Raw genomic sequence first — 25508 nt, 5'->3', positions numbered from 1 at the left:
TCTTCTGCTCGTGCGCCCGACCCCCCGGTAGGGCGGCACTGAGCGGTTCCGAAGAGCAGGAGCGCGCGGCATCCGCCCTGATACATCCGGTTCCGGGAATCCTCCGCGATTCTCAGAAGCCCGCGCCGTGCACCTGGAACGGCGCGACGATGCCCGTCCTCGTCGACGCCTCCGCGAGCGCGACGGAGGGCGGGATGCCGTCGGCCAGCCCCTCGTGCATCGCCGCGAGCAGCTCGCACGCGTCATCGTCGGCGACGACCACCGGCGCGGCGACGACGCAGCGGGCGCCGGCGTGCAGCCACACGCGCGTCATGCCGATGGCCTCCTCGCCCCAGCGCACCGACGAGCGGCCGACCTCACAGGCCGAGAGGATCACCGTGTCGGGCACGTTCTCGATGAGGTCGATGTCGTAGCCGAACAAGGTCCCGTCAGCGAGCTCCAGGCCCGAGAACAGCGGATGCTCATGCGAGTGGCGACCGTGTGCGGCGACGTGCAGCAGATCCGCCTGCTCGGCAGCTGCGGTCACCGCAGCCACGGACGCCCGCTCGTCGTTCAGGATCACTGCGTCGCGCCAGGCGGATGCCGCCTGCGCGACCTCTTCGTCCGCTCGGGCCACGCGAGGGCCTGCGGCGAACGCGGCGCGCTGCAGCGGAGTGCGATCACGTGAGGCAAGCCATTGCGACGCGGAGGTGGCGACCGCGAACGCGCGCCCCTGCAGCGCCGGGAGCAGAGCCCACGGCACGCCGTCGAGGATCCCCGGGACGGTCAGCACCAGCCGGCGGTCCTCGATCACGTCGCGGACCGGGTCCATCAGCGCCGCCGACAGCACGGCGACGCGCTCGTGCAGCGAACGCTGCACGAGCGCGGCCATCGGCCCCGTCCGCACCGCGGCGCTCACATCGACGTCCGCGCGCAGCGCCGCGACGGCGGCGCGCACCTGGGGCCACGCATCGATGCGCACCACGCGGGCGCGATCGCGGGTCGCGGCGACCGCCACCGCACCGGCACCGTCGAACACGAACGACACCGACGCGGTGTCGTCGTCGATCCTGTCCTGCAGCTCCTCCAGCGAGGCCCGCTCGCGCTTGCCCGCGGCGCCCGCCCCCGACCATTGCCGCTGCCGCAGGCGCTGCCCCAGTTCGCGGGCTCGGTCCGACTCGAACCAGTCCGTGCCGTTCAACCGCAGCGCCCGCAGCTCGGCGAGGTCTGCGGCGAAGTCCGGATCGGGCGGCGGTCGCAGAGGCACCACCTGCTGGCTCAGGAACCGCGCCCGTTCCGACCACTCGAAGACCGCCACCGGGTCCATCGACCGCGCCGCCGAGCGCAGCCCGGCGAAGATGAGCCCGTCGCCGTAGAGAGCCAGCGATGACGCGAAGTCGAGGCTTCCGAACGACGACTGCCAATCGCTGAGGGCATCCAGTCCCGCGCCGGCACGCGCGCGCGCCACGCCCTCGCGGCCGCGCGCGAGGGCCCGGGCGACCTGCACCTGTCTGGTGAGCAGGGTCAGCTGGATCGGGGCGTTGGAGCGCACCCGCACAGCCCGGGCGCCGGCACGATCCGGTGCGTCGCCGGACTCCGCTCGCCACAGCTCGACGGTGAGATCGGCCGCCTCGGCTTCGGCTTCGAGCCCGTACGTTCGCAGCTCAGCGATCACCCGCGCCGCTTCGGATGCGACGCTCGCGGCCTCGCGCACCGGACGACGCTCGTCGACCGCCCGCCCCGGCCGACGATCGGGCGGTCGAGCCGCCAGCAATGCCGCACGGACGCGGACACCGTCAGCCCGCACCGCCCACCATTCCGCGTGCACCCTGCGGAACCGTCGCGCAGCGGCCGCGGCGACCCTTTCGGCCTCGGCAGGGCGCCGGCTCGCGAGGAGCGTGCGCGCCAGCTGAAACTCGGCTTCCGCACGGGCCTGCGGCATCCGATGGGCGCCGAACGTCTGCGAGACCCGAAGGAGCGTGCCCTCTGCCTCATCGACCAGACCTGCGTCGCGCAGCACCTCGGCACGATCGAGATCGCAGATCGCCGCGTTCACCGCGGAAGCCGTGGCAAGCGCGTCACGCGCTGCGGCCATCGTCGCGAGTGCGGAGATCAGGTCGCCTTCGAGGAGTGAGACGTAGCCGGTGTTGTGGACGGCCATCGCCCGCTCGACGTCGTTCCCCGTGGCTTCGTAGTCCGGGACGGCACGTTCGAGGTCCGCACGCGCCGCGCCGAATCTGCCGGCCTGCGTGTGGGCGAGGCTGCGATTGAGCAGCATCGGCGCACGATGCTCGGCTTCGTCGCCGATTCCGTCGATGGCCTTGTCGAGCCAGCTCACGGCTTCGTCGAGCGATCCGCGTTCCAATGCCAGGAGCCCCAGTTGTCCGTGGAGCATCGCGGAAGTGTGCGCGGAGAGACCCGGGTAGGCAAGAGCCTCCTGGCAGATGAGCTCGGCCTTCGACGGGTCGCCCTGCCGGATCACCACCGCCGCCATCGAGCCCGCGATCCGCGCGCGCAGGTCCGTGTCGTCCGTGCGTGCGCCGGCTCGGGCCAGATCACGCCGCGCCGCGGCGTTCCTCCCCGCGTTCAGATGCGCCCGACCGCGGCGGTACAGCTCGGCGGCGGTGAGCGTCATCCTCACAGCATGGCGCGAACACGCACGGGTGTCGATTCCCCGCCAGGTCGCGCTGCCCACGGGCCCGCGCTCGATGAGCGCGGGCCTGTGGGCAGCGGTCACACGATGACGGAGGCGTCCTTCGCGTCGGCATCCGCGGAGACCGCGGCGGCCGCTGCCGACGCGGCCGTCACAGTGGGATTCGTCCCCGTCGTCGCGGCGCCGCCCGGTCGCGGTCCGACGAGCTTCGCGGCGATGCGACCGGCGACCAGGGGCGCGGCGAACGAGGTGCCGCTCCACACCGCGAAGCCTGAGCCGAAGTCGTCGATGTCGAGCGTGTTGCGGCGTCGACCGTACTCGTTGCTCGAGAGATCGGGCTGGATGCCGCCCTGGAAGCTCGTCGGGACGGTCGACAGCACCGACACCCCACGGACATAGGTCTTCACCCAGCTGCCGACGTTCGAGAACAGCGCGACCGACGTGAGGGACGGGTTGAGCGCTCCGACGGTCACCAGGGGCGCGATGTCCCCCTCGTCACCGATGCCGCAGTCGTCGCCGTCCCAGTGGTGCAGCGACGCCGGCGATGCGGGGCGGTCGGTCGCATCGTTCCCGGCCGAGCACACCACCACGGTGCCGGCCGCGCGCAGCCTGCGGAGCAGGTCGTAGAGCTCGCTGTCGACCGACTCCTGCTCCGGGGACTCGTGGTAGTAGCTGAAGGACAGGTTCACGACATCGATGCGGTGCTTGCCCTCCTCGACGATCGCGACGATGCGGCCGAGCGCGCCGATCAGGTCGCTCTCGCGGATCACGCCTTCGCCGTCGGCGACGCGGACCGGAAGGATCCGCGCCTCGGGACACACCTGCAGGACGATGCCGGCGATGAACGTCCCATGCCCGGCAGCACTGTCGACCACGCCATCGAGTGGCGACCCCGAAGAAGGGTGCGCATCCGGATCGGTCAACGGATCGACGACGCCGATCTCACCGCCGTAGACCGTCGCGACATCGGCGATCACCGCATCGTTCAGCCAGGGATGGTGACCGCACCCTGTGTCGAGGATGGCGACGACCGGGCGCTCGTCCAGCGGGTGCGACGGCACCGGAAGGTCGGGTCCCACGAACGCGACCGGCTGCCGTCCGCCGTATCCCGGGTACGCGTACCCCTCCATGCCCGCGGGGTTCCCCTTGAACGGGTTGCCCTTGAACGGGTTCCCTTTGAAGGGATTGCCTTTGAAAGGGTTGCCCTTGAACGGGTTCGAGCCGAGTTCGTCGATGGTGAGCAGATGGTTCAGCCCGAAGCCCCTGACTCCGGTCTTCTTCGCCTCGACGAGCAGACGCCAGGCGTCCGGCGGCACTTGAGGCGCGTCAGGGCGGGCATCAGGTGCGACCTCGATCCGGACCCGGCGCGTCTGGGCGACGCCCTCTCGCCGCCGTGCTGGTGCGGGTGCCGCAGAACGCGAGGCGCCCCGGCTCGCGGATCGCTCCGGGCCACGCTCGGGGTCTTCGAGATCCTCGCCTGCCAGCGTCCACCCCAGCTTCGTCGCGACACCCTGCAGTTCCTCGAGCGCCGCCGCGCGGGGGTCCGCCGAACCCAGGCCGCGCTGGGTCGAGGACTTCGCACCCTCCACCCTGGCCCACGGCGACATCAGCAGCACATCGGGCTCGTAGACGGTGGCGAAGGCCTCGCCCGCGGGAACGAGCCCCGGGTCGAGGATCGCCCCCCGGATCTCGCGGGCCTCACGCTGCCTCCAGGTCAGACGCGGACGAGACGGGCTGTTCGATGAGTCAGGCATGGTTCCCCTTCGTGAATGACTCGGCACTTCGCATGCGGGAGCAGATGCCTCCCAAAAGGCATCCGTCGATCTCAGACCTCGAACTGCGGGGTCTGGAAGTCGCGCAGCGCGCCGTCGGCGTCGCGCACGACCAGACGAAGTCGCGCCACCCCTGGCGTCACCTCGTCGAAAGCGAACCGTCCGTGTTCGCCGGGGTCTGCCGCCCATTCGCGGTCGGCCTGGATCAGCCGGATCGCGAGAGCTGCGGCATCCACCCATCCGTCCACGCGACGACCACCGCCCTCGGTGGCGGTCACGTGCACGAGCACGCTCGTCGTGCCGTCGCTGAACTGCAGCGTCGCGGTGTCGGCTTCGCCGCGCACGGCGGCCAGCGTCCCCTCGACGAGCGTCAGCAGGGCGTACTCGCGTGACAGATCCTCGACCGCGACGGCGGCGACCATGCGGTCGACGAGGTCCGCGGGCATCGGATCGACGTCCTCCCACATGCGGCGCATGCGTGCGAAGAGCGCGGCGTCGGCCGCGAAGTCCTCAGTCTCCATCGTGATCACCTCTCCATCCGTCGCCCTCGAGTACGGCGCGGAGCTTTGCGAGGCAGCGCTGGCGTGTCGGTCCGATGGACCCAACGGGCATCGCGAGGTCCTCGGCGATGCGGGCGTAGTCGGGACGGTCCTCGAACGCGACGATCCGCAGCAGGCGCTGGCATCGGTCGTTGAGCGTCGCGACCGCGTCCCACAGACGACGGGTCTCGTCGTCGTGCGCCGCGGTCTGCTCGGCGGATTCGTGGACCGGAAGGTGCGGTTCGAGCGACTCGGCCTCCGTCGCATCGGCGCGCCGATGCTGCTTGCCGACCCGCCAGGCCTCGCGGCGCGCGCACATCGTGAGCCACCCCGACACCGCGAGCGGGTCGTTGATGGTCTCGTGACGGCGCACGAGGGTCAGCCACGTCGTCTGCACGACGTCCTGCGCGAGCGCATGATCGAGCCCGTACGCCCTCACGACGTGCCACAGCGGCGGGGTCATGAGACGGACGAGCTCATCCATCGCGCGGCTGTCGCCCTCGCGCCAGCGCACGAACAGCGCAGCCGCGCGCTCCCAGCGCGCCGGCTCCACGGAGTCGACGGAGGCTTCGGCGCCCGGCTGCGTCATAGCGCCAATTCTGTCCACACCATGCCCGAGCGCGATAGAGGGACTTTGATACATCCCGGCTCGAGGATTTCGGTGGATGCCGCAACCCTCCCCGCGCGGCGGCCCGGCCACCTAGAATCCAGGGATGACGTCCGCCGCATTCCTCTATGTGTGCGTGCGCCCGCAGGTGGGCGCAGCCGCCGCGGAGTACGAGTCGTTCCGCACGGCGATGCACCTCGACGAGGGGGCGCTCGACCGGCACGATCTCGTGCGCGAGAGCCTGCCCGACGACGCGTTCGAGCGTTACGCCGGCTTCGTGATCGGCGGCAGTCCCTTCAACGTCGCAGACCCCGAATCCACCAAGACCGAGGCGCAGCGTCGCCTCGAAGCGGACCTCGCCCGCATCGCCGAGCGTGCCGCACCGGGCGACGGGCCGGCCGCCCTGTTCACCTGCTACGGCATCGGCATCGCGACGGGCACCCTCGGCGGCACCGTCAGCCGCGCGTTCCCCGAAGACACCGGGCCCGTCGGCATCGATCTGACGCCCGATGCCGCGTCCGACCCGCTGTTCGGGGGACTCGCGAACCGGTTCACGGCGCTCACCGCGCACAAGGAGGGCACCGAGGCCCTCCCTCCCGGCGCGGTGCTGCTGGCCACGAACACCGCCTGCCGCGTCCAGGCCTACCGCGTCGGCGATCGGCTGTACGCGACGCAGTTCCACCCGGAGCCGACCGCGAAGGCCTTCACGGAGCGGATGGCCGTGTACCGCGACGACGGCTACTTCGAGTCCAGCGACTACGACGCCATCGCGGGGCGCGTGCTGGCGGCATCCATCACGGAACCCGCCCGGCTGCTGCGCGCCTTCGCGACGCGCTTCACGCGCGCCTGATTCACTGACCGGCGTTGCGGACCTCCGCCGACATGCGCAGCGCGGTGCCCACCACGGCCGCTCCGAGGATCACCACGGCGACCACGATCGCCGTGATCCCGATCGCCGTGCTGGACGGCTCACCGGTGAGGCGAGCGACGGCGAGCCACGTGAGTCCCCAGGCCAGCGCGAGGGCAGGTGCGATGCGCCAGCCGCTGGCAGCCTCGATGCCGAGCCCGATGACGGCGACGGCGACCAGCACCACGACGCCCCACAGGTCCGCTGCCGCCTCCCAGTCCGGCGAGCCGATCGTGGTGAGCCATGCGGTGACGTTCGCGACGGTGGCGAGCGTCACCCAGCCGAGGTGCAGCCCGGTGACCCCGTCGACGAGCAGGCGGTCGGCCCATCCGTCGGCGGGCTCGACGACCGTGCGGTGGAAGGTGACGCCGAGCATCGCCAGCAGCACGATGATCGCCAGGACCGTGAGCGCGAGCGACCCGAACTGGGCGACGACCAGCCACAGGCCGTTCAGCACCATCGTGCCCGCGATGAGCCAGCCGAGCACGCGCTGCCGTTCGCTCGCCCGCTGGCGGGGCAGCGCCTGCCAGACGGTGTAGGCGAGCAGCCCGACGTAGATCGCCGTCCAGATCATGAACGCCGGCCGTGCGGGAGCGAGATAAGAGCTGTCGGCGTCGAGCGCGCCGCCCTGCAGGTCCTGCACCGAGGTGCCGCCGAAGAGGCCGGTGCCGACCATCGCGGCGACGATCATGAAGCAGAAAGCCGCGATCACCAGGATCTGTCGTGTGAGGTCCTTTGCGGTCATGCCGATCACGGTATTCGGCCCACCACCGGGCAGCGACCATGTTGACAGGGCCTCCGGCGCCCGATATGCCTATGTGCCCGCGGGCGGATCGATCAGCAGCGATACCCGCTCGGCGAGGTACGCGTCGAGCGGCATCAGGCCGCCGGCGGCGCTCCAGCGGATGCTCGGGATGCCGTCCTGCAGCGCGAGCGGCGCGTCCGGCGCGTCGGGCTGAAGCACGCGCCACCCGAGGTGCACCGTCTCGCCCTCGGCGAACCCGCCGCGGCGCGCCGCCGCCGCCAGCTCGGAGCGCTGCCGCTGCGATTCGGCGGTGTACCCGCGCCGCGCCTCCTGTCGCGCCCGCACGATCTCACCGGTCGCGAGGACCGCGTCATCGGTGAGGAGCAGAGCACCGAGGTGCCACGCCGACCCGCGGCGTTCGATGCGCGGGGCGCGGGCGAGCCCGAGGATCCGCCGCGGCGCGACGAGCTCGCCGAGCGCCTCACGGGGGGCGCCGGCCTCGGCGAGGCGGGCGCGGGCGTCGTCGAGCAGCTCGGGAACGCTCACGCCATGTCGTCCTGGAGGGTCTTCGATGCGGTGACCTTCTCGCCGCGGATGGACATGCCGATGAGCGGGAACAGCAGCACCGACAGCATGCCGCCTGCCACCAGCACGGTCTGCTGCGTCGTCGTGAGGATGCCCTCGTCGACGCCGATCGCCGTGACGGCCACGATGATCGGCAGGCCCGTCGCACCGAGCAGCGCGAGCGAGAACCGGTCGCGTCGTGACGACCCCTCGGGGGCGGCGAGCATCGACGGCAGACCGCGCACCAGCAGCAGCACCACGAGGACCACCGGGACCAGCAGGAACAGGACCGGCTGCTCGATGAGCGACTTCAGGTCGAACGTGATCCCGGTGTAGATGAAGAAGATCGGCACCAGGAACCCGAAGGCGACGCCCTCGATCTTGCTCTCGACGGCCCCGCGATCGGCTTCGGACGCGTCGCGCATGATGAGCCGCCAGATGATCCCGGCCGTGAACGCGCCGAGCAGCATGTCGAGGTCGAGCACGATGCTGAGCACGACGAGCGCGCAGAGGATGAGGAACACGACACGGACCGCGAACTGCCCCGAGGTGTGCAGGGTCGAGCTGACGAATTCGTGCATCGCCCCCTGCGGCAGCCGGTAGGCGAGCCAGATCGCGAGCCCGGCGACGACCGCGAACACTGCGAGGACGATCGTCGACAGCCCCGGCTGCCGGCCGCCGAGGAAGACCGAGATCGCGATCAGCGGACCGAACTCGCCCACCGCGCCCACCGCGGCGACAGCCTGGCCGAACGGGCTGCGCAGCTCGCCGGCATCCCGCAGGATGGGCAGCAGGGTGCCCAGCGCCGTGGAGCACAGCGCCACGCCGATCACGATCGCCGCCTCACCCGGTGCGAGCAGGAAGCCGGCCGCGATGCCGACGACGAGGCTGATGAGCCACCCGAGCGACGCGCGCTTGCCCAGCCGGCCGCGGAACGACGAGAACTGGATCTCGGTGCCCGCGACGAAGAACAGCATCGCCAGGCCGAACTCCGACAGCGTGTCGACGAACGCGTGGGGGACGGCCCATCCCAGCACGGCCGGTCCGACGAGGATGCCGAGCACGAGCTCGAACACCACCACCGGGATGCGCACCCAGCGGCCGAGTCCGCGCGCCAGCAGAGGCGCGAGCACGGCCAGCAGCGGGATGATCAGCAGAGTGAGCGGGTGCACGTCTTCCACGCGAACAGACTAGCGACGCCCGTCCTTGCCGCGCCCCGCGCTCGCGGTGCGGGTCAGGCCTCGAGCTGACGCGGCGGCGGGGTCAGCTCGGCGCGGTTGCGGTAGTGGCCGACGAGGGCCAGGACCACCCCGCCGACGAGCCAGCACCCGAGGACGGTCCACTGCATCGCGGTGGGGGCGTCGGGGAAGTACATCACCGACCGCAGCAGATTGGCCGATGCGCCCGGCACGAAGAACTGACCGACCTCTCCCCACGGCTCGGGAAGGAACTGCGGCGGCGTCGCGGCTCCGGCGATCGGGTTGGCGATGAACATGGTGATGACGGCACCGACGCCGATGCCGGGAGGGCCCATCAGTGCCGCGAGCCCGACGATCAGGGCAGACGTCGCCGTCACTCCGAGTCCCAGCACGGCGGCGTTCAGCAGCCAGTCCCCGGCCAGGATGCCGAACCACGTCTGCATCACGAGCGCGATGAGGGCGCCCGCGGCGATGCCGAACACGAGCAGCCCGACGAGCCGCCGCACGACGCCCTGCACGAGCAGGGTCAGCAGGATGCCGCCGAGCATGCCACCGAGCACCATCGGGAAGACGGATGCCGCCAGCCCTGCACCTGTCCTGTCGCCGTCGGCGAGCGGAACGAGGTCGGTGACCGTGACGGTCGGGATCTCGGGCGCCGCACCCTCGGTGGCCGCCTGCGGAAGCTGCGGCATCTGCCCGGTCTTCAGCGCGCCGACGATCGCCGTGAGCTGATCGGTGAGTGCCGTCTTGGCCGCCGTATCGATCTGCGACTGCAGCTGCGTGGCGACCCCGCGCAGCGCCTGCGCGGCGACGGGGCTCGCGGCGGTCGCGATCAGCACCTCGGGCTCGTCGCCCAGGAGGATCGCACCGTACAGCTCGCGCGACTGGATCCGCTGTACGGCGTCGTCGCGGTCGTCGACGGCCGACAGGTCGAACGGCGCCGGATCCTGCTCGGCAAGCTTGTCTTCCACGGCGCCGACGGCAGCCTCGGAGCCATCGATCCCGACGGGCAGGTTCTGAGCCTGCGACGTGGCGGCGGGCCACACGAACGCCATCACGACGATGGCGACGAGGACCGAGCCGATCAGACCGAACAGGGCGGCGACACCCCATCTGGTCGGGTGGATGCCGGAGTCCGGCGTGTCATCGCGACGCATGCTCATCGCACCTGCTCCTAAAAAGAATCGGCGTTCTGTTTACTCGGCGTCGAGCATAACAGAACCGCTATTCTTTTTTCATGCCTCGCGTGTCGAAGGAGTATCGAGAGGCCCGCCGTGACGAGATCGCGCGGGCCGCCGTCCGAGTGCTCGAGCGAAAAGGCGTGCGCGAGACGTCCATCGCCGACATCGTCGTCGAGTCCGGCCTGTCCACGGGGGCGATCTACTCGCACTTCACCAACAAGGCCGAACTCGCGCGCTACATCGTCGGGAGGTTCCTGTTCCCGCGCATCGACGAGCTCGAAGCCGGCGCGGCGCGGGGCGTGGCCCTGCCACCGGTCGAGGTGCTCCGGCGGATGCTGACGACGATCTCCGACACCGGGCTGTCGCCGGCGCTCGTCGTGCAGTTCTGGGGCGAGTCACTCGGCGATCCCGAGATGGGCGCGCAGCTGACCGAGACCGCCGGCCATCTGATGCGCGCCCTCGGCGCGGCGCTCACCCCGTGGGCACGCGCGCAGGCAGCCTCCGCCGACCAGGTCGCGGCACTCGCCGGGAGCACCGCACGCACCGTCGCCTCACTGGCGCAGGGCTACATCGCGAACACCGCGGTGTTCGGCCCCCGGACCGTCGACGAGTACCTCGCGAACATCGTCCACGCGCTGGAGCGCTGACGCGCGGCAGCGGGCGCACTCGCAGCGCGCTAGATGTACCCGGCTGGGACGTTGGTGACGTTCTTGTGGGGTGAGGAGACCTCCTGGCTTAGTGGAGCTGTCTAGTTCTTCGCTGCCAGGAGGTCTCGTGTCTCACGCTAATGCCCGGCTCAATGTCCGGGGCAGAGTTCTGCTCGTCGAGCGGGTGCTGATGCAGCATCGCCCAGTCGCTCACGTCGCCAAAGAGCTCGGAGTGTCGCGTCAATGCGCGCACCGCTGGGTCAACCGGTTCCGGGCTGAGGGTGTCGCCGGTCTCAGCGACCGCTCCTCGCGTCCGCATTCCATGCCGCGACGAACACCACTGGAGGTAGAACTGCGGGTGGTCGCGGTGCGCCGTCAGCTGCGGCAAGGCCCCGACCGCCTCGCCATGGTGACCGGTGTCCCCGCACGCACTGTCACCGCGATCTTGCGCCGACATCACGTGCCACGTCTGGTCGAGTGCGACCCGCTGACCGGGGCCGTCATCCGGGCGTCGAAGACCACCGCCGTCCGCTACGAACGCGCCCGAGCGGGCGAGCTGGTCCACATGGACGTGAAGAAGCTGGGCCGCATCCCCGACGGCGGCGGTTGGCGGGCGCACGGCAGATCAGCCGGCGACACCGCCGCGCACAAGAAAGCGCGGATCGGGTTCGACTACGTCCACTCGCTCGTCGACGATCACTCCCGACTGGCGTACTCCGAGATCCACCCGGACGAGAAGGGCGCCACCTGCGCCGCGTTCCTCGCACGGGCCGCCGCCTACTTCCGCGACCACGGCATCGCTCGCATCGAGCGGGTGATGACCGACAACCACTTCAGCTACCGGCTCTCCACCGACGTCCGCGATGTGCTCACCTCGCTGGGCGCCAAACATGTCCTCATCCGCCCGCACTGTCCGTGGCAGAACGGCAAGGTCGAACGACTCAACCGCACCCTGCAGACCGAATGGGCCTACCGGCAGGTCTTCACCTCGAACGACCAACGCGCGGCCGCCCTTGCGCCCTGGATCGAGCAGTACAACACTCAGCGATACCACTCAGCCATCGGCGGCACCCCGCTCAGCAGGGTGTCACCAACCTGACTGCCGGGTACAGCTAGACCGCGCGCACCTCGGGGTCGTCGTGGCCGGGGGCGGCGGCATCCGCATCCCCAGATGTCGTGATCTCGCGGACCGTCACCGCCGACGTCGGTGTGGCCGGGGCGGCGCCGCCAGCACGAATCTGACGGTGCAGACGCTCCATGCGGGCATCGAGTTCGGCTGCGGTGTCGGCGGCGTCCTTGAGGCTCTCCAGCAGCTCATCAGGCACGCGAGTGGCGTACTTGTAGTAGATCTTGTGCTCCAGGCTCGCCCAGAAGTCCATCGCGATGGTGCGGAACTGCACCTCGACGGGCACCTCGATGCGTCCCGTGGAGAGGAACACCGGCACCTCGAGGATCGCGTGCAGGCTCTTGTAGCCGTTGCTCTTCGGCGCCGCGATGTAGTCCTTCACCTGCAGGACGCGCACGTCGTCCTGCGCGGTCAGCAGGTCGAACAGCCGGTAGACGTCGGCCGTGAAGCTGCAGGTGACGCGGATTCCGGCGATGTCGGTGATGTTGCGGCGGATGGAGTCGAAGTCGCCGTCGATGCCCTTGCGCTGGACCTTTTCGACGAGGCTGTCCGGCGACTTGACGCGGCTCGACACGTGCTCGATCGGGTTGTAGTCGTGCGTGAGCAGGAACTCGTCGCGCAGGATGCCGATCTTCGTCTCGACCTCCTGCAGCCCGAAGCGGTACTCCATCATGAACCGCTGCAGCTCGTCGCGGAGCTCTCGCAGTTCGGCGGCCGAGACGGTGATCTCCCCCTCATCGGCCGTCGTCGCGGGCACCAGCGGAGCAGGAGTCGCCATGCTCTCCACCGTAGGGAGGGCGCCTACGAGAGTCCTGTGAAGTGTGGATGCGGTCCGGTCAGAGCTCGTCGAGGACGCGCGCGGCTCGCTCCGACTCCTGCGCGGCCGCTCGGGCCCGGGAGGCGGCATCCTTCCGCTCCGCCTCGACGGCGTCGAGCTTCTCTTCGACCGATGCGGCGTCGGCCTCGACGGCGGCGAGATCGCGGCGCAGGTCGTCGATGCGCTCACGCAGGTGATCCAGTCGCTCCTGCGTCTTGGCACGCCGGGCATCGACGCGTGCGAGCTCGCGCTCGGCCTCGTTCGCGAGGCGCTCCGCCTCGCGCGCCGCCTTCTCCGCGGCCTTGCGCGCGCGGCGGTCAGCCAGGTCGTCGCGCGGCGCGGGCTCGATCGCGCCCGGCAGCGTCCCGCCGACCGCGTCCGCCAGCGTGGCGGGGTCGATGTCGCCCGCTTCGAGCGTCGAGACGAGGCGCGCCGTGAGCACCGCGGCGGCGGCTGCGGCATCCATCACTGCGGCGTTGATAGTCTTCTCGGCGTCCTCGCGGGCGGCGGGGCTGAGGGTCACCCCCGCATCGGAGGCGAGCCCGACCGCCTGCTTCGCGAGCGCCGCGACCAGCTGGCGGCGCTGAGCGCCCAGGCGCGACAGCTCGGCCGCGTCGAGATCCTCCTGCGCCTCGCGCAGCGCCGACGACAGCTCCACCGCGTCGGCCAGCTGCCCGTCGCGCGCGAGCAGATTGACCGCCCACGCCGCGACGGTCGGCTTGCGCAGCGCCTTCACCCGCTTCGCGAGCGCCGGATCGGATGCCGCCGCCCGCGCATTGCGCGCCGCCGTGAACTCCGCGGGCGCCAGGGCGTACAGCTCGACCGCGATCTCGTCGAGTTCGGCGTCGGCCTCCATACCCGCATTCTCTCCTGATCCGTGTCTCAGGCTCAGCAGAATCGCGAGCGGCGGGACTCACTTCCGCGGAGTCCCGGGGGTCAGCGGGCCGGGACGACGCGACCCTCCGGTGCGGGTGATACGCCGCGCACGCGCCGATGCGGCGTAGAGCACCAGCATCAGCGCCATGGTGACGAGGTAGAACGCGTGCAGCACCCAGATCGGCCCGAACGGCAGGCTCACGACGTACACCGTGTACACGAGGTTGCCGACGTTGCCCATGACCAGGGCGCTCCCGCTGTACGAGCGGAGGTCATGAGACCGGACCGCCTTCACGAGCATCGGCAGATTGGCCGCGGCGAACAGCACGGTCGAGACCGTCCCGGCGAGCATCGCAGCATCCATACACAGAAGATGCGCGGGACCGGCCCCGCGATACATCCCCGACGCCCGGAGCGCGTCAGGCCGAGAGGACCTCCGCCGCCTGTCGCGCGGCGCCGAGCGCCACGTACTCCCCCGGTTCGGGCACCTCGACGGGCAGACCCAGCACGAGGGGTGCGACCCGGCGCACGGCTTCGGACTGGGCGCCGCCGCCGATGAGGAGCGCCCGTTCGAGCGGGACGCCCAGCCCGCGCAGCGCCTCCAGCCCGGCGGCGAGACCCGAGAGCATGCCTTCGACGGCGGCGCGCGCGAGGTTCTCGCGGGTCGTCGAGGCGAGCGTCATGCCCGTCAGCGACGCCGTCGCATCGGGGAGGTTCGGGGTGCGCTCGCCCTCGAAGTACGGCACCAGCGCGAGTCCGCCCGCGCCGGGTTCGGCGGCGAGCGCGAGGCGCGACAGCTCGGTGTGATCGACCCCGAGCACCCGCGCGATCGCGTCGAGCACGCGCGCGGCGTTGAGGGTCGCGACGAGCGGCAGGAACCTGCCGGTGCAGTCCGCGAAGCCCGCGACCGTGCCCGAGGCGTCGATGGTGCGCTGCTCGCTCACCGCGAAGACGGTGCCGGACGTGCCGATCGAGACGACGACGTCGCCCGGTCCGGCGCCGAGCCCGAGGGCCGCACCGGCATTGTCGCCCGCGCCGCCGCCGACACGTCGGCCGTCGGCGTCGGCGACCCACTCCTCGGGCCCGAGCACGCGCGGCAGCACGGCGTCGTGGCCGAGGGCGGCGGTCAGCAGCTCACGGTCGTACGAGCCGTCGGCGGGGTTCCAGTAGCCGGTGCCCGAGGCATCCGATCGGTCCGTGATGAGCTCGTCGAGCACGGGACCCCGCGGCGACTCGCCCGCCGGGCCGAAGCCGCGCAGGCGCCACGTGAGCCAGTCGTGCGGCAGCGCGACGGCGGCCACGCGAGCGGCGTTGCCGGGCTCGGCATCGCGCAGCCAGCGCAGCTTGGTGATGGTGAAGGATGCCACCGGCACGAGCCCCGTGCGCCGCGCGAGCTCCTCGGCGCCGAACTCTGCGATCAGGTCGGCGGCCGCCCCCGCCGAGCGGGTGTCGTTCCACAGCAGCGCATCGCGCACGACCCGGCCGTCGGCGTCCAGCGCCACCATGCCGTGCTGCTGCCCGCCGATCGCCCAGGCCCGTACGTCGTTCAGGCCTCCGGCATCCGCGATCGCCGACTGCAGCGCGGTCCACCACGCCTCGGGATCGACGACCGTGCCGTCAGGGTGCGAGGCACGCCCCTGCCGGACGATACGGCCGCTCGCGGCATCCACGATCACGACCTTGCACGACTGCGTCGACGAGTCGACGCCCATGACGAGGCTCACTGGTTCTCCTGGCTCAGAGTGTGACTTGCCCCATATGTACGACACGCCCGGCGTGTCGCGTACATATGGGGCAAGTCAACGGGGGTTGGTGTCGGCGCGGACGGCTCAGCGTGCGCCGAGCAGGTGCTCGGTGGCCAGCTGCTGCAGGCGGACGAAGCCGAAGCCCTTGCCGCCGAGGTACGCGTCGGCGTCGAAGTCCTCGAACGCCGAGCGGTCGGCGCGGAGGTCCTCGATCGTCTCGCCCTCGTTCAGCGTGGGCACCGACAGCTCGGGAACGCGGGCGGCGGCGAGCGCCTCCTGCACCTCGGGGTCGGCGCGGAAGGCCCCGGCGCGCTCCTTGAGCAGCAGGTACGTGCGCATGTTGGCGGCGGCGGAGTCCCACACGCCGGTCTCGTCCTCGGTGCGCGAGGGCTTGTAGTCGAAGTGGCGCGGGCCGTCGTACGCCGGCACGCCGCCGGGGCCGCCGTTCTCGAGCAGGTCGACGAGCGCGAACGCGTTGTGCAGGTCGCCGTGGCCGAACACGAGGTCCTGGTCGTACTTGATGCCGCGCTGGCCGTTGAGGTCGATGTGGAAGAGCTTGCCGTGGTACAGCGCCTGAGCGATGCCCGCCGCGAAGTTGAGGCCCGCCATCTGCTCGTGCCCGACCTCGGGGTTCAGGCCCACCAGCTCGGGGCGCTCGAGCGAGTCGATGAACGCGATCGCGTGGCCGAGCGTCGGCAGCAGGATGTCGCCGCGGGGCTCGTTGGGCTTGGGCTCGATCGCGAAGCGGATGTCGTAGCCCTTGTCGACGACGTAGTCGCCGAGCAGGTTGACGGCCTCGCGGTAGCGCTCGAGCGCCGCACGGATGTCCTTGGCCGAGTCGTACTCGGCGCCCTCGCGGCCACCCCACATGACGAACGTCTTGGCGCCGAGCTCGGCACCGAGGTCGAGCTGGCGGAGGACCTTGCGCAGGGCGAAACGGCGCACGTCGCGATCGTTGGACGTGAAGCCGCCGTCCTTGAAGACGGGGGCCGAGAACAGGTTGGTGGTGACCATCGGCACGATGAGGCCGGTGTCGGCCAGCGCGCCCTTGAGGCGATCGATCTGCTTCTGGCGCTCGGCGTCGGTCGAGCCGAAGGCGAACAGGTCGTCGTCGTGGAAGGTCAGACCGTAGGCGCCGAGCTCGGCGAGCTTCTCGACGGCGTGCACGACGTCGAGGGCGGGACGGGTCGGGCCGCCGAAGGGATCGGTGCCGTTGTAGCCGATCGTCCAGAGTCCGAACGAGAACTTGTCGGCGCGGGTGGGGGTGGGCATGACGCTCCTTTGCGGCGGGCAGCCGCGGTCGTGCGGCGGGTGGTAAATGTTGCTGACGACAACCTATACCAGATGGGATGCCGCGTCCAGCCGCGGTGCGTGCATCGCTTCCCCCGACTCACCCGACGCCGGGCGCCGCGGTCGAAGCGCGCACGGCGAGCCGCGGCACGATCGAGCGGGTACCGCCCTCTCCCCCCGCAGCGGGCCCGTCGATCGCGTCGATCAGCAGCTCGACCGCAGCGTCGCCGAGCTCGCGCAGATCGACGCCGACGCTCGTCAGCGGCGGGGTGACAAGTCCGGTGACGTACGTGTCGTCGAACCCGACGAGGCTGACGTCGCCGGGAACGCGCACGCCGGTCTCGGTCCACTGCGCCAGCAGCCCCAGCGCGATGAGGTCGTTGTAGGCGACGACCGCGGTCGCGCCCGTGGCGAGCACCTCCCGCGCGACCGCGCGGCCGCCGTCCGAGGTGGGGACGCAGCCCGCGAGCTGCACGACCTCCAGTCCGGGGAGGGATCGGGCCGCCCCGGCCATCGCCGCCGACCGCCGCGCCTGCGACCACGAGCGCTCGGGTCCGCCGACGTAGGCCAGGCGGCGGTGCCCGAGACCGTAGAGGTGGTCGACGGCGGCGCGCGCCGCCGCCTCCTCGTCGATGGTGACGGACGGCGTGGCCGCCGCGGCCCCCGTGAGCCGGCGGTTGACGAGCACGCAGGGCGTGGCATCCGCGATCTCTGCGAGTCGTTCGTCGGGCAGACGCGACGACGCGAGGATCAGCCCGTCCGTCTGGGACCGCAGGGCGCGCACCTCTTCGTCCTCGATGTCGGCGCGCTCGGTGGTGTCGACGACCACGAGACCGTAGCCGCGGGCGCGGCACATCACCTGCGCACCCTTGGTCATCGAGGCGAAGTACGGGTTCTCGATGTCGGGCACGATGAGCGCGATGATGCCGGTGCGCCCCTGGCGCAGGCTGCGCGCGGCGCGGTTGGGGCGGTACCCGAGTTCGTCGACGGCCGCGAGCACGCGCACACGCGTGTCTTCCGAGACCCGGTGCGGCTCACGGAGCGTCCGCGACACGGTCGCGATCGACACCCCCGAGCGCGCTGCCACATCATGCACGGTCACCATCGTGGACCCCCATCTCCCCTGGTGAATACTAGGGTAATAACGTTTACATCGGTCAACGACGACACGGAGAGCCCGGCATGACGGCATCCCCCATCCGATCGGTGGAGGTGCTCATCGCGAGCCCCTCCCGCAACTTCGTCACGCTGCGCATCACGACCGAGGACGGCGTGACCGGGCTCGGCGACGCGACCCTCAACGGCCGCGAGCTCGCGGTCGCCTCGTATCTGCGCGACCACGTCGCCCCGCTGCTCATCGGCACCGATGCGCAGCGTATCGAAGACACGTGGCAGTTCCTGTACCGGTCGGCGTACTGGCGCCGTGGCCCCGTCACGATGACCGCGATCGCCGCGGTGGACGTCGCCCTGTGGGACATCAAGGGCAAGCTCGCCGGAATGCCCGTCTACCAGCTGCTGGGCGGTGCCGCGCGCGAGAGCGCCCTGGTGTACGCGCACGCGTCCGGGGCGGACCTCGACGACCTCGGCGACTCGGTGCGCGCACGCCTCGCAGAAGGGTACCGGGCTATCCGCCTGCAGATCGCGATCCCCGGCATGGAAGGCGGCTACGGCATCTCGTCCGGGCGCGCCAACGGCGGCCGGTACATGTACGAGCCTGCCCAGCGCGCGGGACTCACGGTCGAACACGGCTGGGACACGCGCCGCTACCTCTCGCATCTGCCGAGCGTGTTCGAGTGGGCGCGCGCCGAGTTCGGGCCCGAGGTGATGCTGCTGCACGACGCGCATCACCGGCTCACGCCGATCGAGGCGGCGCGACTGGGCAAGAGCCTCGAGCCGTTTGACCTGTTCTGGCTCGAAGACGTCACCCCTGTCGACAACCCCGAGGCGCTGCGCCTCGTCCGCCGGCACACGACCACTCCGCTTGCGATCGGAGAGGTGCTCAACAGCGTGTGGGACTTCCGCCCGCTGATCCAGGAGCAGCTCATCGACTACGTGCGGGCGTCCGTCACGCACACGGGCGGGATCACGCACCTCAAGCGCATCTTCGAGTTCGCGGCGCTGTACCAGGTGCGTTCGGGCAGCCACGGACCGACCGACATCTCCCCCGTCGGCATGGCGGCCGCGCTGCATCTCGACCTCGCGATCCACAACTTCGGCATCCAGGAACACATGGCGCACGCGCCGCTCGCCGGCGAGGTGTTCCGCACGTCCTACCGCTTCGAGGCGGGAGCGATGCACCCCGGTGACGCCCCGGGCCTCGGCGTCGAGTACGACGACGACGCCGCCGCCCGCTTCGCCTACGAGCCCGCCTACCTCCCCGTCGCACGCCTGCTCGACGGCACGATCCACGATTGGTGAACCCCATGACCTTCGAGCACCCGATGTGGCTGCCTGACCGCGCCCTGTCGTTCCTGACGGGGCTGCCCGTGCACGTCGCCGCCGGTGACGAGCCGCTGCTCGACACCGTGCGCCGTGAGGCCGAGCGGGCCGGTGCGGTCCTCGTGGACGACCCGATTCCTGCCGGTGGCCTGACCGTCGTCCCCGCCGACGCGGCCGCCGGACTGGGGCCCGAGGGGTTCGAGCTCTCGTCCGCCGGGGAGCGTACGACGGTCTCGTACGGCGGGGCCCACGGCGCGCTGTACGGGTGGTTCCAGGTGCTCCGCGACCTCGCGCGGGGCGTGCGGCACGACGCGCCTGCCCGGTTCGAACCGGCGCAGCGACTGCGCGTGCTCGACCACTGGGACAACATCGCCGTGCACCCCGTGATGGGCCAGGTCGAGCGCGGGTACTCCGGCGGCTCGATCTTCTACGCCGACGGCGCACTGCGCGACGACCTGTCGCGCGTGGAGCGGTACGCCCGCCTGCTCGCGTCGATCGGCATCAACGCGGTGACGGTCAACAACGTCAATGTGGGCCGCCGCGAGGCACGGCTGCTGTCCGACGATCTCGGCACGGTCGAGCGGCTCGCGGCGGTGTTCCGGCCATGGGGCATCCGGGTGCATCTCTCGATCGACTTCGCCGCGCCGCTGAACCTCGGCGACCTCGACACGTCTGATCCGCTCGACGGCCGGGTCGCGCAGTGGTGGGCGGATGCCACGACCCGCGTGTGCACCCGCATCCCCGACTTCGGCGGGTACCTCGTGAAGGCCGACTCCGAGGGTCAGCCCGGACCGCACGCGTACGGACGCGACCACGCCGACGGCGCGAACATGCTCGCGCGGGCGCTCGCGCCACACGGCGCCGTGGTGCGCTGGCGCGCCTTCGTCTACAACCACCGGCAGGACTGGCGCGATCGGTCGACCGATCGCGCCCGCGCCGCGTACGACACGTTCGTGCCGCTGGACGGGCGGTTCGACGACAACGTCGTACTGCAGGTCAAGTACGGCCCGCTCGACTTCCAGACCCGCGAGCCGTTGTCGCCCGTCATCCCCGCGATGGCACAGACGAACGTGGCGCTGGAGCTGCAGGTCACGCAGGAGTACACCGGCCAGCAGCGCCACGCCGTCTACCTCGCGCCGCAGTGGAGCGAGATCCTCGGCTTCCGCCCGTTCGGCGAAGACCGCCCGGCGCTGGCCGAGCTGGTGCGGGGCGGCATCGCGGCGGTGGCGAACGTCGGCGACGACGGGTTCTGGACGGGGCATCCGCTGGCGCAGGCGAACCTGTACGGCTACGGACGCCTGGCGTGGGATCCGACGCTCGACCCGTCGGCCCTGCTCGACGAGTGGATCGCGCTGACCTTCGGCGACGACGCCGCCGTGGCCGCCGGCATCCACGCGATCCTCGACGACTCATGGCGCACCTACGAGTCGTACACCGCACCGCTCGGCGTGGGGTTCATGGTGACGCCGGGCTCGCATTACGGCCCCGCGGTCGACGGGTACGAGTATTCGCCGTGGGGCACGTACCACTTCGCCGACCGCGACGGGATCGGCGTGGACCGCACCGTCGCGACCGGGACGGGCTACGCCGGGCAGTACCCCGAGCCGTGGGCGTCCCGGTTCGAGTCGGTCGACACGGTCCCCGACGAGGTGCTGCTGTTCTTCCACCATGTGCCGTACACGCACCGTCTGCACAGCGGGCGCACGGTGATCCAGCACATCTACGACACCCACTTCGCGGGGGCCGCGCGAGCGGCCGGGATGGCCGCGGAATGGGACGCCTTGCGCGGGCGCGTCGACGACGACGTGTGGATGCCGGCGGCCGAGCGGTTCGCCGAACAGGTGCGCTCGGCGACCGAGTGGCGCGATCAGGTCAACACGTACTTCTGGCGCACGTCGGGCATCGCCGACGAGCGCGGCCGCACGATCTACTGAGCGCTCACGAACCGGGCGCGCAGGTCGCGGTCCAGGGGACGGGCATTCACCACGGCGACGGCGGCGAAGAACACCGCCGTCAGGGCGAGCACCCAGTCCGAGGTGAACGCGACGAGAGCCGCGGCGAGCACGAGGTACGACAGGGCGCCGAGGCTCACGAGCGGTCGTGCCGCCACGTAGTACAGCGCGAGGCGCGCGACATCGCGTGCGCGGAACGAGAAGAACGACGCGATGACGAGGGCGTGCGACGCCCACACCGCCAGCACGACCAGGAGGACGACCGCCACGACGACGAAGAACGTCTGGATCCCGGCGGAGCCCGCGAACGCGACCGTCGTGCCCAGCACCGTCGCGGCGACGAGCGCGGGCACCCACACCCAGAGCACGTCGACGACGTTGCGCGCGTATGAGCGCCAGAATCGGGGCCACACCGAGAGCTCGTCGGAGCGCGCCGCGATCGCCGACATCGCCGCCGAGAACGCCGGGCCGAGCGGCACGAGGCACAGCGCGTACAGCGGCAGGTTGCTCGCGTCCCGCTCCAGCAGAAGGATGCCGACGAGTCCCGGCGAGGCCGCCAGCAGGAAGCACAGTTCCACCAGCACGAACCAGTAGATCGCGCCGGTCACCCGCCCCAGGGCTCCCGTGCGGCGGGGCGTCGACTCGTTCATCGTGTCCATCCTGCCCTCACACCTCGATCACCACGACACCGGCGACCGCCAGCCGCAGCGGGTCGCCGGACGTGAGCTCCCGGCCGGTGAGGACGTCCGTCCCCGCGAAGGGCGACGGCACCTCCACGTCGCTCGCACCGTGGTTCAGCACGAACTCGTACCTGCGACCGTCGACGACGCGGGCGGTGTGCTCGAGATCGGGCACATCTGCGAATGGGCCGAGCAGGTCGTGCTCGGCCAGGACGCGGCGCACGACCCAGTCGACGCCGGCCTGATCGAGCACGGTGCCGACGTACCAGGCGGAGCCCTCGCCGAACGCGTGGCGCGTCACGGCCGCCGTTCCGGCGTAGAACTCGCGGCCGTAGACGCCGACGGTGGTCGCGCCCTGCGGGATCACGAGGTCGAAGACGTGCCGCGCGTCGACGTGCACCGGATCCTCGCCCGGCATGCCGAGCGCGATCGTGTTCGCCACGGTGGGCGGCAGCGAGTCGGTCTCGTCGACGCGGATGCCGCACAGCGCGCCGAGCGGCCCGGGCACGTCGGCGAGGAAGGCATTGTCGTCCTCGTCCACCAGCCCCGACATGACCGTGGTCACCACGGTGCCGCCGCGGCGGGCGACGTCTTCGAGCCGCTCGGCGATCGAGCCCTTCACCATGTGCAGCAGTGGCGCGATCACGACGTCATAGTCCGCGAGGTCCGCGGTCGCGGGCACCACATCGACGAGGGCACCCGCCTGCCACAGAGCCTCGTGGTACGCCACGAGCTGCTGCTCGTAGCCGACCGCGCGACTGTGACCGTCGGTCATCTCCAGCGCCCACCATGAGTCCCAGTCGAACAGCAGCGCGACGCGCGCCGGCGTCCGGCCGCCCAGCAGCCGATCGCCCACCCGCTCCAGCTCGGCGCCGAGCGCCGCGACCTCGCCGAACGCACGGGTGTCGGTGCGGCCCGCGTGGTTGAGCACGGCGCCGTGGTACTTCTCGGACGCGCCCCGGCTCTGACGCAACTGGAAGAACAGCACGGAGTCCGCGCCATGCGCGACGGCCTGCCACGACCACAGCCGCATCACGCCGGGCCGCTTGACGGGGTTGAAATCGCGGGTTGCGGTCATGGTCGGCGTCTGCTCCATGAGCCAGAAGGGCTGACCGTCCTTGAGCCCCCGCATGAGGCCGTGCGAGAGCGCCATGCGCGAGACCGGCGAGCCGTCCGTCGGATAGTTGTCCCACGAGGCGAAGTCGAGGTGCGGCGCCCACCGGTGGTAGTCGAGGTGGCGGTAGATGCCCATCATGTTCGTCGTCACCGGAAGCGTCGAGAACTGCCGGATCGCCTGCTTCTCGTCCCGGAAGGACCGCAGCAGGTTGTCGCTGTTGAACCGCAGGTAGTCGAGCGTGATGCCTTGGAACGCGGTGTGGTTCGGTCCGCGCCAGTGCTCAGACAGCATGTTCGGCGGCACGACCTGATCCCAGTCCGTGAACCGGTGCGACCAGAAGTCCGCATTCCAGGCGTCGTTCAGGCGGTCGAGCGTGGCGTAGCGCTCGCGCAGCCACACCCGGAACTCGCCCGCGCACAGGTCGCAGTAGCACTGTCCGCCGTACTCGTTGTTGACATGCCATGCGACGACGGCGGGATGATCGCCGAATCGCTCGGCGATGCGTCCCGCGACCGCGGCCGACATCCGCCGGTACGTCGGCGACGACGCGCACGCGTTGTGCCGCCCGCCGTACATGTGCCGCCGGCCCTCGAAGTCGGTGCGGCACACGTCCGGATGCCGGTGGGCGAGCCACGGCGGGACCGCCCCCGTGCCGGTCGCGAGGCACACCTTGCGGCCCTCCGCGTGCGCACGGTCGATGATCCGTTCCAGCGTCGAGAGGTCGTAGGTGTCCTCGTCGGGCTGGGTGAGCGCCCACGAGAACACCCCCACGGTGACGAGGTCGATGTGCGCGAGGTCGAACGCGCGGTAGTCCGCCTCCCACACCTCCTCGCCCCACTGCTCGGGGTTGTAGTCGCCGCCGTAAGGGATCTTGGACAGTGCGGGAAGGGTCACGATGCGAAGAGTCTCCAGAGAGGTGGATGCCACGACCACGGCGCTCCGGGGAGCCCGCGGTCGCGGCATCCGATCAGTCCAGCAGGTCAGCCGTTGGCCTCGACGTAGCGCTTCTGCGCCTCGTTGACGATGTCGATGTACTGCGTCATGTTCATGCCCTCGAGCTCGGACACATACGTGTCCCACTCGTCCATCGAGCGCTGGCCGAGGATGAAGGCCGCCGTGTTCTGCCACACATGGTCCTTCAGCGCCGACTGGTACAGCGACACCTGCTCGCGTTCGACCTCGTTCAGCGGAGCGGGCGGCGGGAGGTCGAGCACCTTCTTGGTCGACATCGCCTCGACGAAGTCGAGCGCCTCTTCGGGCAGCATCGAGCGGTCGAGGTCGACCGACGAGCCGTGGACCAGTGTCCAGACGCCGTTCGAGAACCCGTAGTCCGTCTGGAGGTTCTTCGGCGCACCCGCGTTGAGGCCCATTGCGGTGATCCCCGGATCGAGCACCCGCTTGCCGTCGGCGTCCTTGGTGTAGGTCTCTCCTTCGACGCCCCACTTCGCGAACTCGAGTCCCTCGTCGGAGTAGTAGAGCCAGTCGAGGAACTGCAGCAGTGCCTTGAAGTGCTCGGACTCCTGCACCTCGGACGACAGCATGAAGCCGCTCACCAGACGCTGACCGGCCTGGAAATTGTCGCCGGCGGGGCCGGCGGGCACGCGGATCATCGCGAGGTCGCCGTCGGTGCCGAGGTCCTTGAGCGTCTGGCGGTAGCCGATGATCTCCTGGTTGTTCGTCCCGACCGACAGAGCCTGGCCCGACGCCACCTTCTGCTTGGCCTGATCGTCGTCCTGGGTGACGGCCTCGGGGTCGAGCAGCCCGTCCTCGACCAGCCCGGCGTAGAACTCCACGAGGTCCTTGTACTCGTCGGTCGCGCCGGTGTAGACGAACTCGTCGCCGTTCCACGTCAGGCCCTGGCCGAAACCCCACCCGGCCTGGGTGCCGAAGTTCGGCGATACGAACCCGAGTGTGCCTTCGAGCGGGCCGTTGGCCGACCAGCGATCGGTCATGGGGTACACGTCGGGGTACGCCTTCTTCACGGCACGCAGATCGTCGGCGAACTCGTCGAAGGTCGCGGGCTCCAAGCTCAGCCCGAGCTCCTCCCAGACGTCGGACCGGACGGCGAACGTATACTCCGGCCGCGGCTCCTCGCGGAAGCCGGGGAACAGGTAGTACTTGCCGTCCTCCTGACGCAGCTGGTCGAGGTCGGGCTCGAGCTGCCACTTCTCGACCTTGTCCATGTAGTTGGGCATGTACTGCACGAAGTCGCTCGCCGCGAGGATCGCGCCGCCGGCGACGAAGGGCACCTCCTGGCCGGGATAGGTGACCGAGATGATCTCAGGGGCGTCGCCCGCGCCGATCACGAGCGACTTGCGCTGGTCCCACTCGTTCAGCGGTGCCGAGGTGATGTCGAACGTGACCTTCTGGTTCTTCTCCAGCTCGGTGAGGAACAGCCAGTCCTTGTTGTACGGATAGTTCGGGTGGTCGCGGTAGAACAGGCCGAACTCGAGCGGTTCGGTCGCCGTGAACGTGTCGCCGACGCCGTAGTCCTCCATCGCGCCGACGTCCTTGCCGGTGAAGTCGAACTCCGCCGCGGCCTTGTCGTCGCCGTCGGCGCCGGTGCCGCCGGAGTCGCAACCGCTGAGGACGAGCGCGCCCGCGGCGAGCACGGCGCCCGCGAGCAGCACGCTCCGTCGCATGTGCTGTGTCATGGGATTTCCTTTCGTGGGG

At 70.7% G+C, this 25508-nt stretch carries 22 protein-coding genes; 5 read left to right on the top strand and 17 right to left on the bottom strand.

Going from position 1 to position 25508, the window contains the following annotated elements; all coding sequences use genetic code 11:
- Window positions 1-112 precede the first annotated feature (112 nt).
- From FB391_RS01160 to FB391_RS01145, 4 genes are all read right to left on the bottom strand, one after another.
- Entirely contained in the window at window positions 113-2614 is a 2502-nt protein-coding gene (locus FB391_RS01160) for a CHAT domain-containing protein (protein ID WP_141892476.1), read from the bottom strand.
- A 98-nt stretch (window positions 2615-2712) separates the two neighbouring features.
- Window positions 2713-4386, bottom strand: a complete 1674-nt coding sequence (locus FB391_RS01155) for a S8 family peptidase (protein ID WP_141892475.1) — start codon at window positions 4384-4386, stop codon at window positions 2713-2715.
- 71 nt (window positions 4387-4457) lie between these two features.
- Window positions 4458-4925 (bottom strand): hypothetical protein, encoded by a 468-nt coding sequence (locus FB391_RS01150; RefSeq protein WP_185842881.1) that lies wholly within the window; start codon window positions 4923-4925, stop codon window positions 4458-4460.
- Window positions 4915-5532 (bottom strand): RNA polymerase sigma factor, encoded by a 618-nt coding sequence (locus tag FB391_RS01145; protein WP_141892473.1) that lies wholly within the window; start codon window positions 5530-5532, stop codon window positions 4915-4917. Before FB391_RS01145 ends, FB391_RS01150 begins: the two co-directional genes overlap by 11 nt.
- Before the next feature lie 124 nt (window positions 5533-5656).
- Here FB391_RS01145 and FB391_RS01140 point away from each other — a divergent pair, with 124 nt between their 5' ends.
- On the top strand, window positions 5657-6400 hold the full coding sequence (locus FB391_RS01140) for a glutamine amidotransferase-related protein (RefSeq protein ID WP_141892472.1): 744 nt from the start codon (window positions 5657-5659) through the stop codon (window positions 6398-6400).
- A 1-nt stretch (window position 6401) separates the two neighbouring features.
- Here the strand turns inward: FB391_RS01140 and FB391_RS01135 are convergent, their stop codons facing one another.
- From FB391_RS01135 to FB391_RS01120, 4 genes are all read right to left on the bottom strand, one after another.
- On the bottom strand, window positions 6402-7202 hold the full coding sequence (locus FB391_RS01135; RefSeq protein WP_141892471.1) for a TspO/MBR family protein: 801 nt from the start codon (window positions 7200-7202) through the stop codon (window positions 6402-6404).
- 69 nt (window positions 7203-7271) lie between these two features.
- Complete coding sequence (locus FB391_RS01130; RefSeq protein WP_141892470.1) at window positions 7272-7748, bottom strand: glutaminase; 477 nt, start codon at window positions 7746-7748, stop codon at window positions 7272-7274.
- Window positions 7745-8947, bottom strand: a complete 1203-nt coding sequence (locus FB391_RS01125; RefSeq protein WP_141892469.1) for a cation:proton antiporter — start codon at window positions 8945-8947, stop codon at window positions 7745-7747. The genes FB391_RS01130 and FB391_RS01125 overlap by 4 nt, the downstream gene beginning before the upstream one ends.
- A gap of 53 nt (window positions 8948-9000) precedes the next feature.
- Window positions 9001-10128 (bottom strand): ABC transporter permease, encoded by a 1128-nt coding sequence (locus FB391_RS01120; RefSeq protein ID WP_141892468.1) that lies wholly within the window; start codon window positions 10126-10128, stop codon window positions 9001-9003.
- A 74-nt stretch (window positions 10129-10202) separates the two neighbouring features.
- On the opposite strand from FB391_RS01120, the gene FB391_RS01115 reads away from it, so the two are divergent.
- Both FB391_RS01115 and FB391_RS01110 read left to right on the top strand, forming a co-directional pair.
- On the top strand, window positions 10203-10793 hold the full coding sequence (locus FB391_RS01115) for a TetR/AcrR family transcriptional regulator (protein WP_141892467.1): 591 nt from the start codon (window positions 10203-10205) through the stop codon (window positions 10791-10793).
- 127 nt (window positions 10794-10920) lie between these two features.
- Window positions 10921-11892: an IS481 family transposase gene (locus FB391_RS01110; protein WP_141892304.1), complete on the top strand. Its 972-nt coding sequence runs from the start codon at window positions 10921-10923 to the stop codon at window positions 11890-11892.
- 13 nt (window positions 11893-11905) lie between these two features.
- Here FB391_RS01110 and FB391_RS01105 read toward each other — a convergent pair whose 3' ends face one another.
- The 6 genes from FB391_RS01105 to FB391_RS01080 form a co-directional block, all read right to left on the bottom strand.
- Window positions 11906-12697: a GTP pyrophosphokinase gene (locus FB391_RS01105; protein WP_141892466.1), complete on the bottom strand. Its 792-nt coding sequence runs from the start codon at window positions 12695-12697 to the stop codon at window positions 11906-11908.
- 58 nt (window positions 12698-12755) lie between these two features.
- The gene (locus tag FB391_RS01100) at window positions 12756-13592 is read right to left on the bottom strand and encodes a transposase (RefSeq protein ID WP_141892465.1); all 837 of its coding nucleotides are present in this window, start codon (window positions 13590-13592) and stop codon (window positions 12756-12758) included.
- Window positions 13593-13649: 57 nt separating this feature from the next.
- Window positions 13650-13976, bottom strand: a complete 327-nt coding sequence (locus FB391_RS01095; protein ID WP_246093308.1) for a hypothetical protein — start codon at window positions 13974-13976, stop codon at window positions 13650-13652.
- Window positions 13977-14031: 55 nt separating this feature from the next.
- Window positions 14032-15336 (bottom strand): xylulokinase, encoded by a 1305-nt coding sequence (gene xylB, locus FB391_RS01090; protein WP_141892464.1) that lies wholly within the window; start codon window positions 15334-15336, stop codon window positions 14032-14034.
- A gap of 105 nt (window positions 15337-15441) precedes the next feature.
- Window positions 15442-16629: a xylose isomerase gene (xylA, locus tag FB391_RS01085; RefSeq protein WP_141892463.1), complete on the bottom strand. Its 1188-nt coding sequence runs from the start codon at window positions 16627-16629 to the stop codon at window positions 15442-15444.
- 118 nt (window positions 16630-16747) lie between these two features.
- On the bottom strand, window positions 16748-17752 hold the full coding sequence (locus tag FB391_RS01080; protein WP_425462929.1) for a LacI family DNA-binding transcriptional regulator: 1005 nt from the start codon (window positions 17750-17752) through the stop codon (window positions 16748-16750).
- Window positions 17753-17829: 77 nt separating this feature from the next.
- On the opposite strand from FB391_RS01080, the gene manD reads away from it, so the two are divergent.
- Together manD and FB391_RS01070 are read left to right on the top strand one after the other, a co-directional pair.
- Window positions 17830-19065, top strand: a complete 1236-nt coding sequence (gene manD, locus FB391_RS01075) for a D-mannonate dehydratase ManD (RefSeq protein WP_141892461.1) — start codon at window positions 17830-17832, stop codon at window positions 19063-19065.
- 5 nt (window positions 19066-19070) lie between these two features.
- Window positions 19071-21020 carry an alpha-glucuronidase gene (locus FB391_RS01070; RefSeq protein ID WP_141892460.1) on the top strand — a complete coding sequence of 650 codons (1950 nt, stop codon included), beginning with the start codon at window positions 19071-19073 and terminating at the stop codon, window positions 21018-21020.
- Here FB391_RS01070 and FB391_RS01065 read toward each other — a convergent pair.
- The 3 genes from FB391_RS01065 to FB391_RS01055 form a co-directional block, all read right to left on the bottom strand.
- Window positions 21014-21688: a DUF624 domain-containing protein gene (locus tag FB391_RS01065; protein WP_185842879.1), complete on the bottom strand. Its 675-nt coding sequence runs from the start codon at window positions 21686-21688 to the stop codon at window positions 21014-21016. The genes FB391_RS01070 and FB391_RS01065 overlap by 7 nt on opposite strands.
- 16 nt (window positions 21689-21704) lie before the next feature.
- A complete protein-coding gene (locus tag FB391_RS01060) occupies window positions 21705-23729 on the bottom strand; it encodes a beta-galactosidase (RefSeq protein WP_246093307.1) in 2025 nt (674 codons plus the stop codon).
- 86 nt (window positions 23730-23815) lie between these two features.
- Window positions 23816-25489, bottom strand: coding sequence for an ABC transporter substrate-binding protein (locus FB391_RS01055; RefSeq protein ID WP_246093306.1), 1674 nt, complete (start codon window positions 25487-25489; stop codon window positions 23816-23818).
- Window positions 25490-25508: the final 19 nt, after the last annotated feature.

Source organism: Microbacterium kyungheense (assembly GCF_006783905.1).
In the GTDB taxonomy this organism is placed as follows: domain Bacteria; phylum Actinomycetota; class Actinomycetes; order Actinomycetales; family Microbacteriaceae; genus Microbacterium; species Microbacterium kyungheense.
This window is presented reverse-complemented; position numbering and strand designations above follow the sequence as displayed.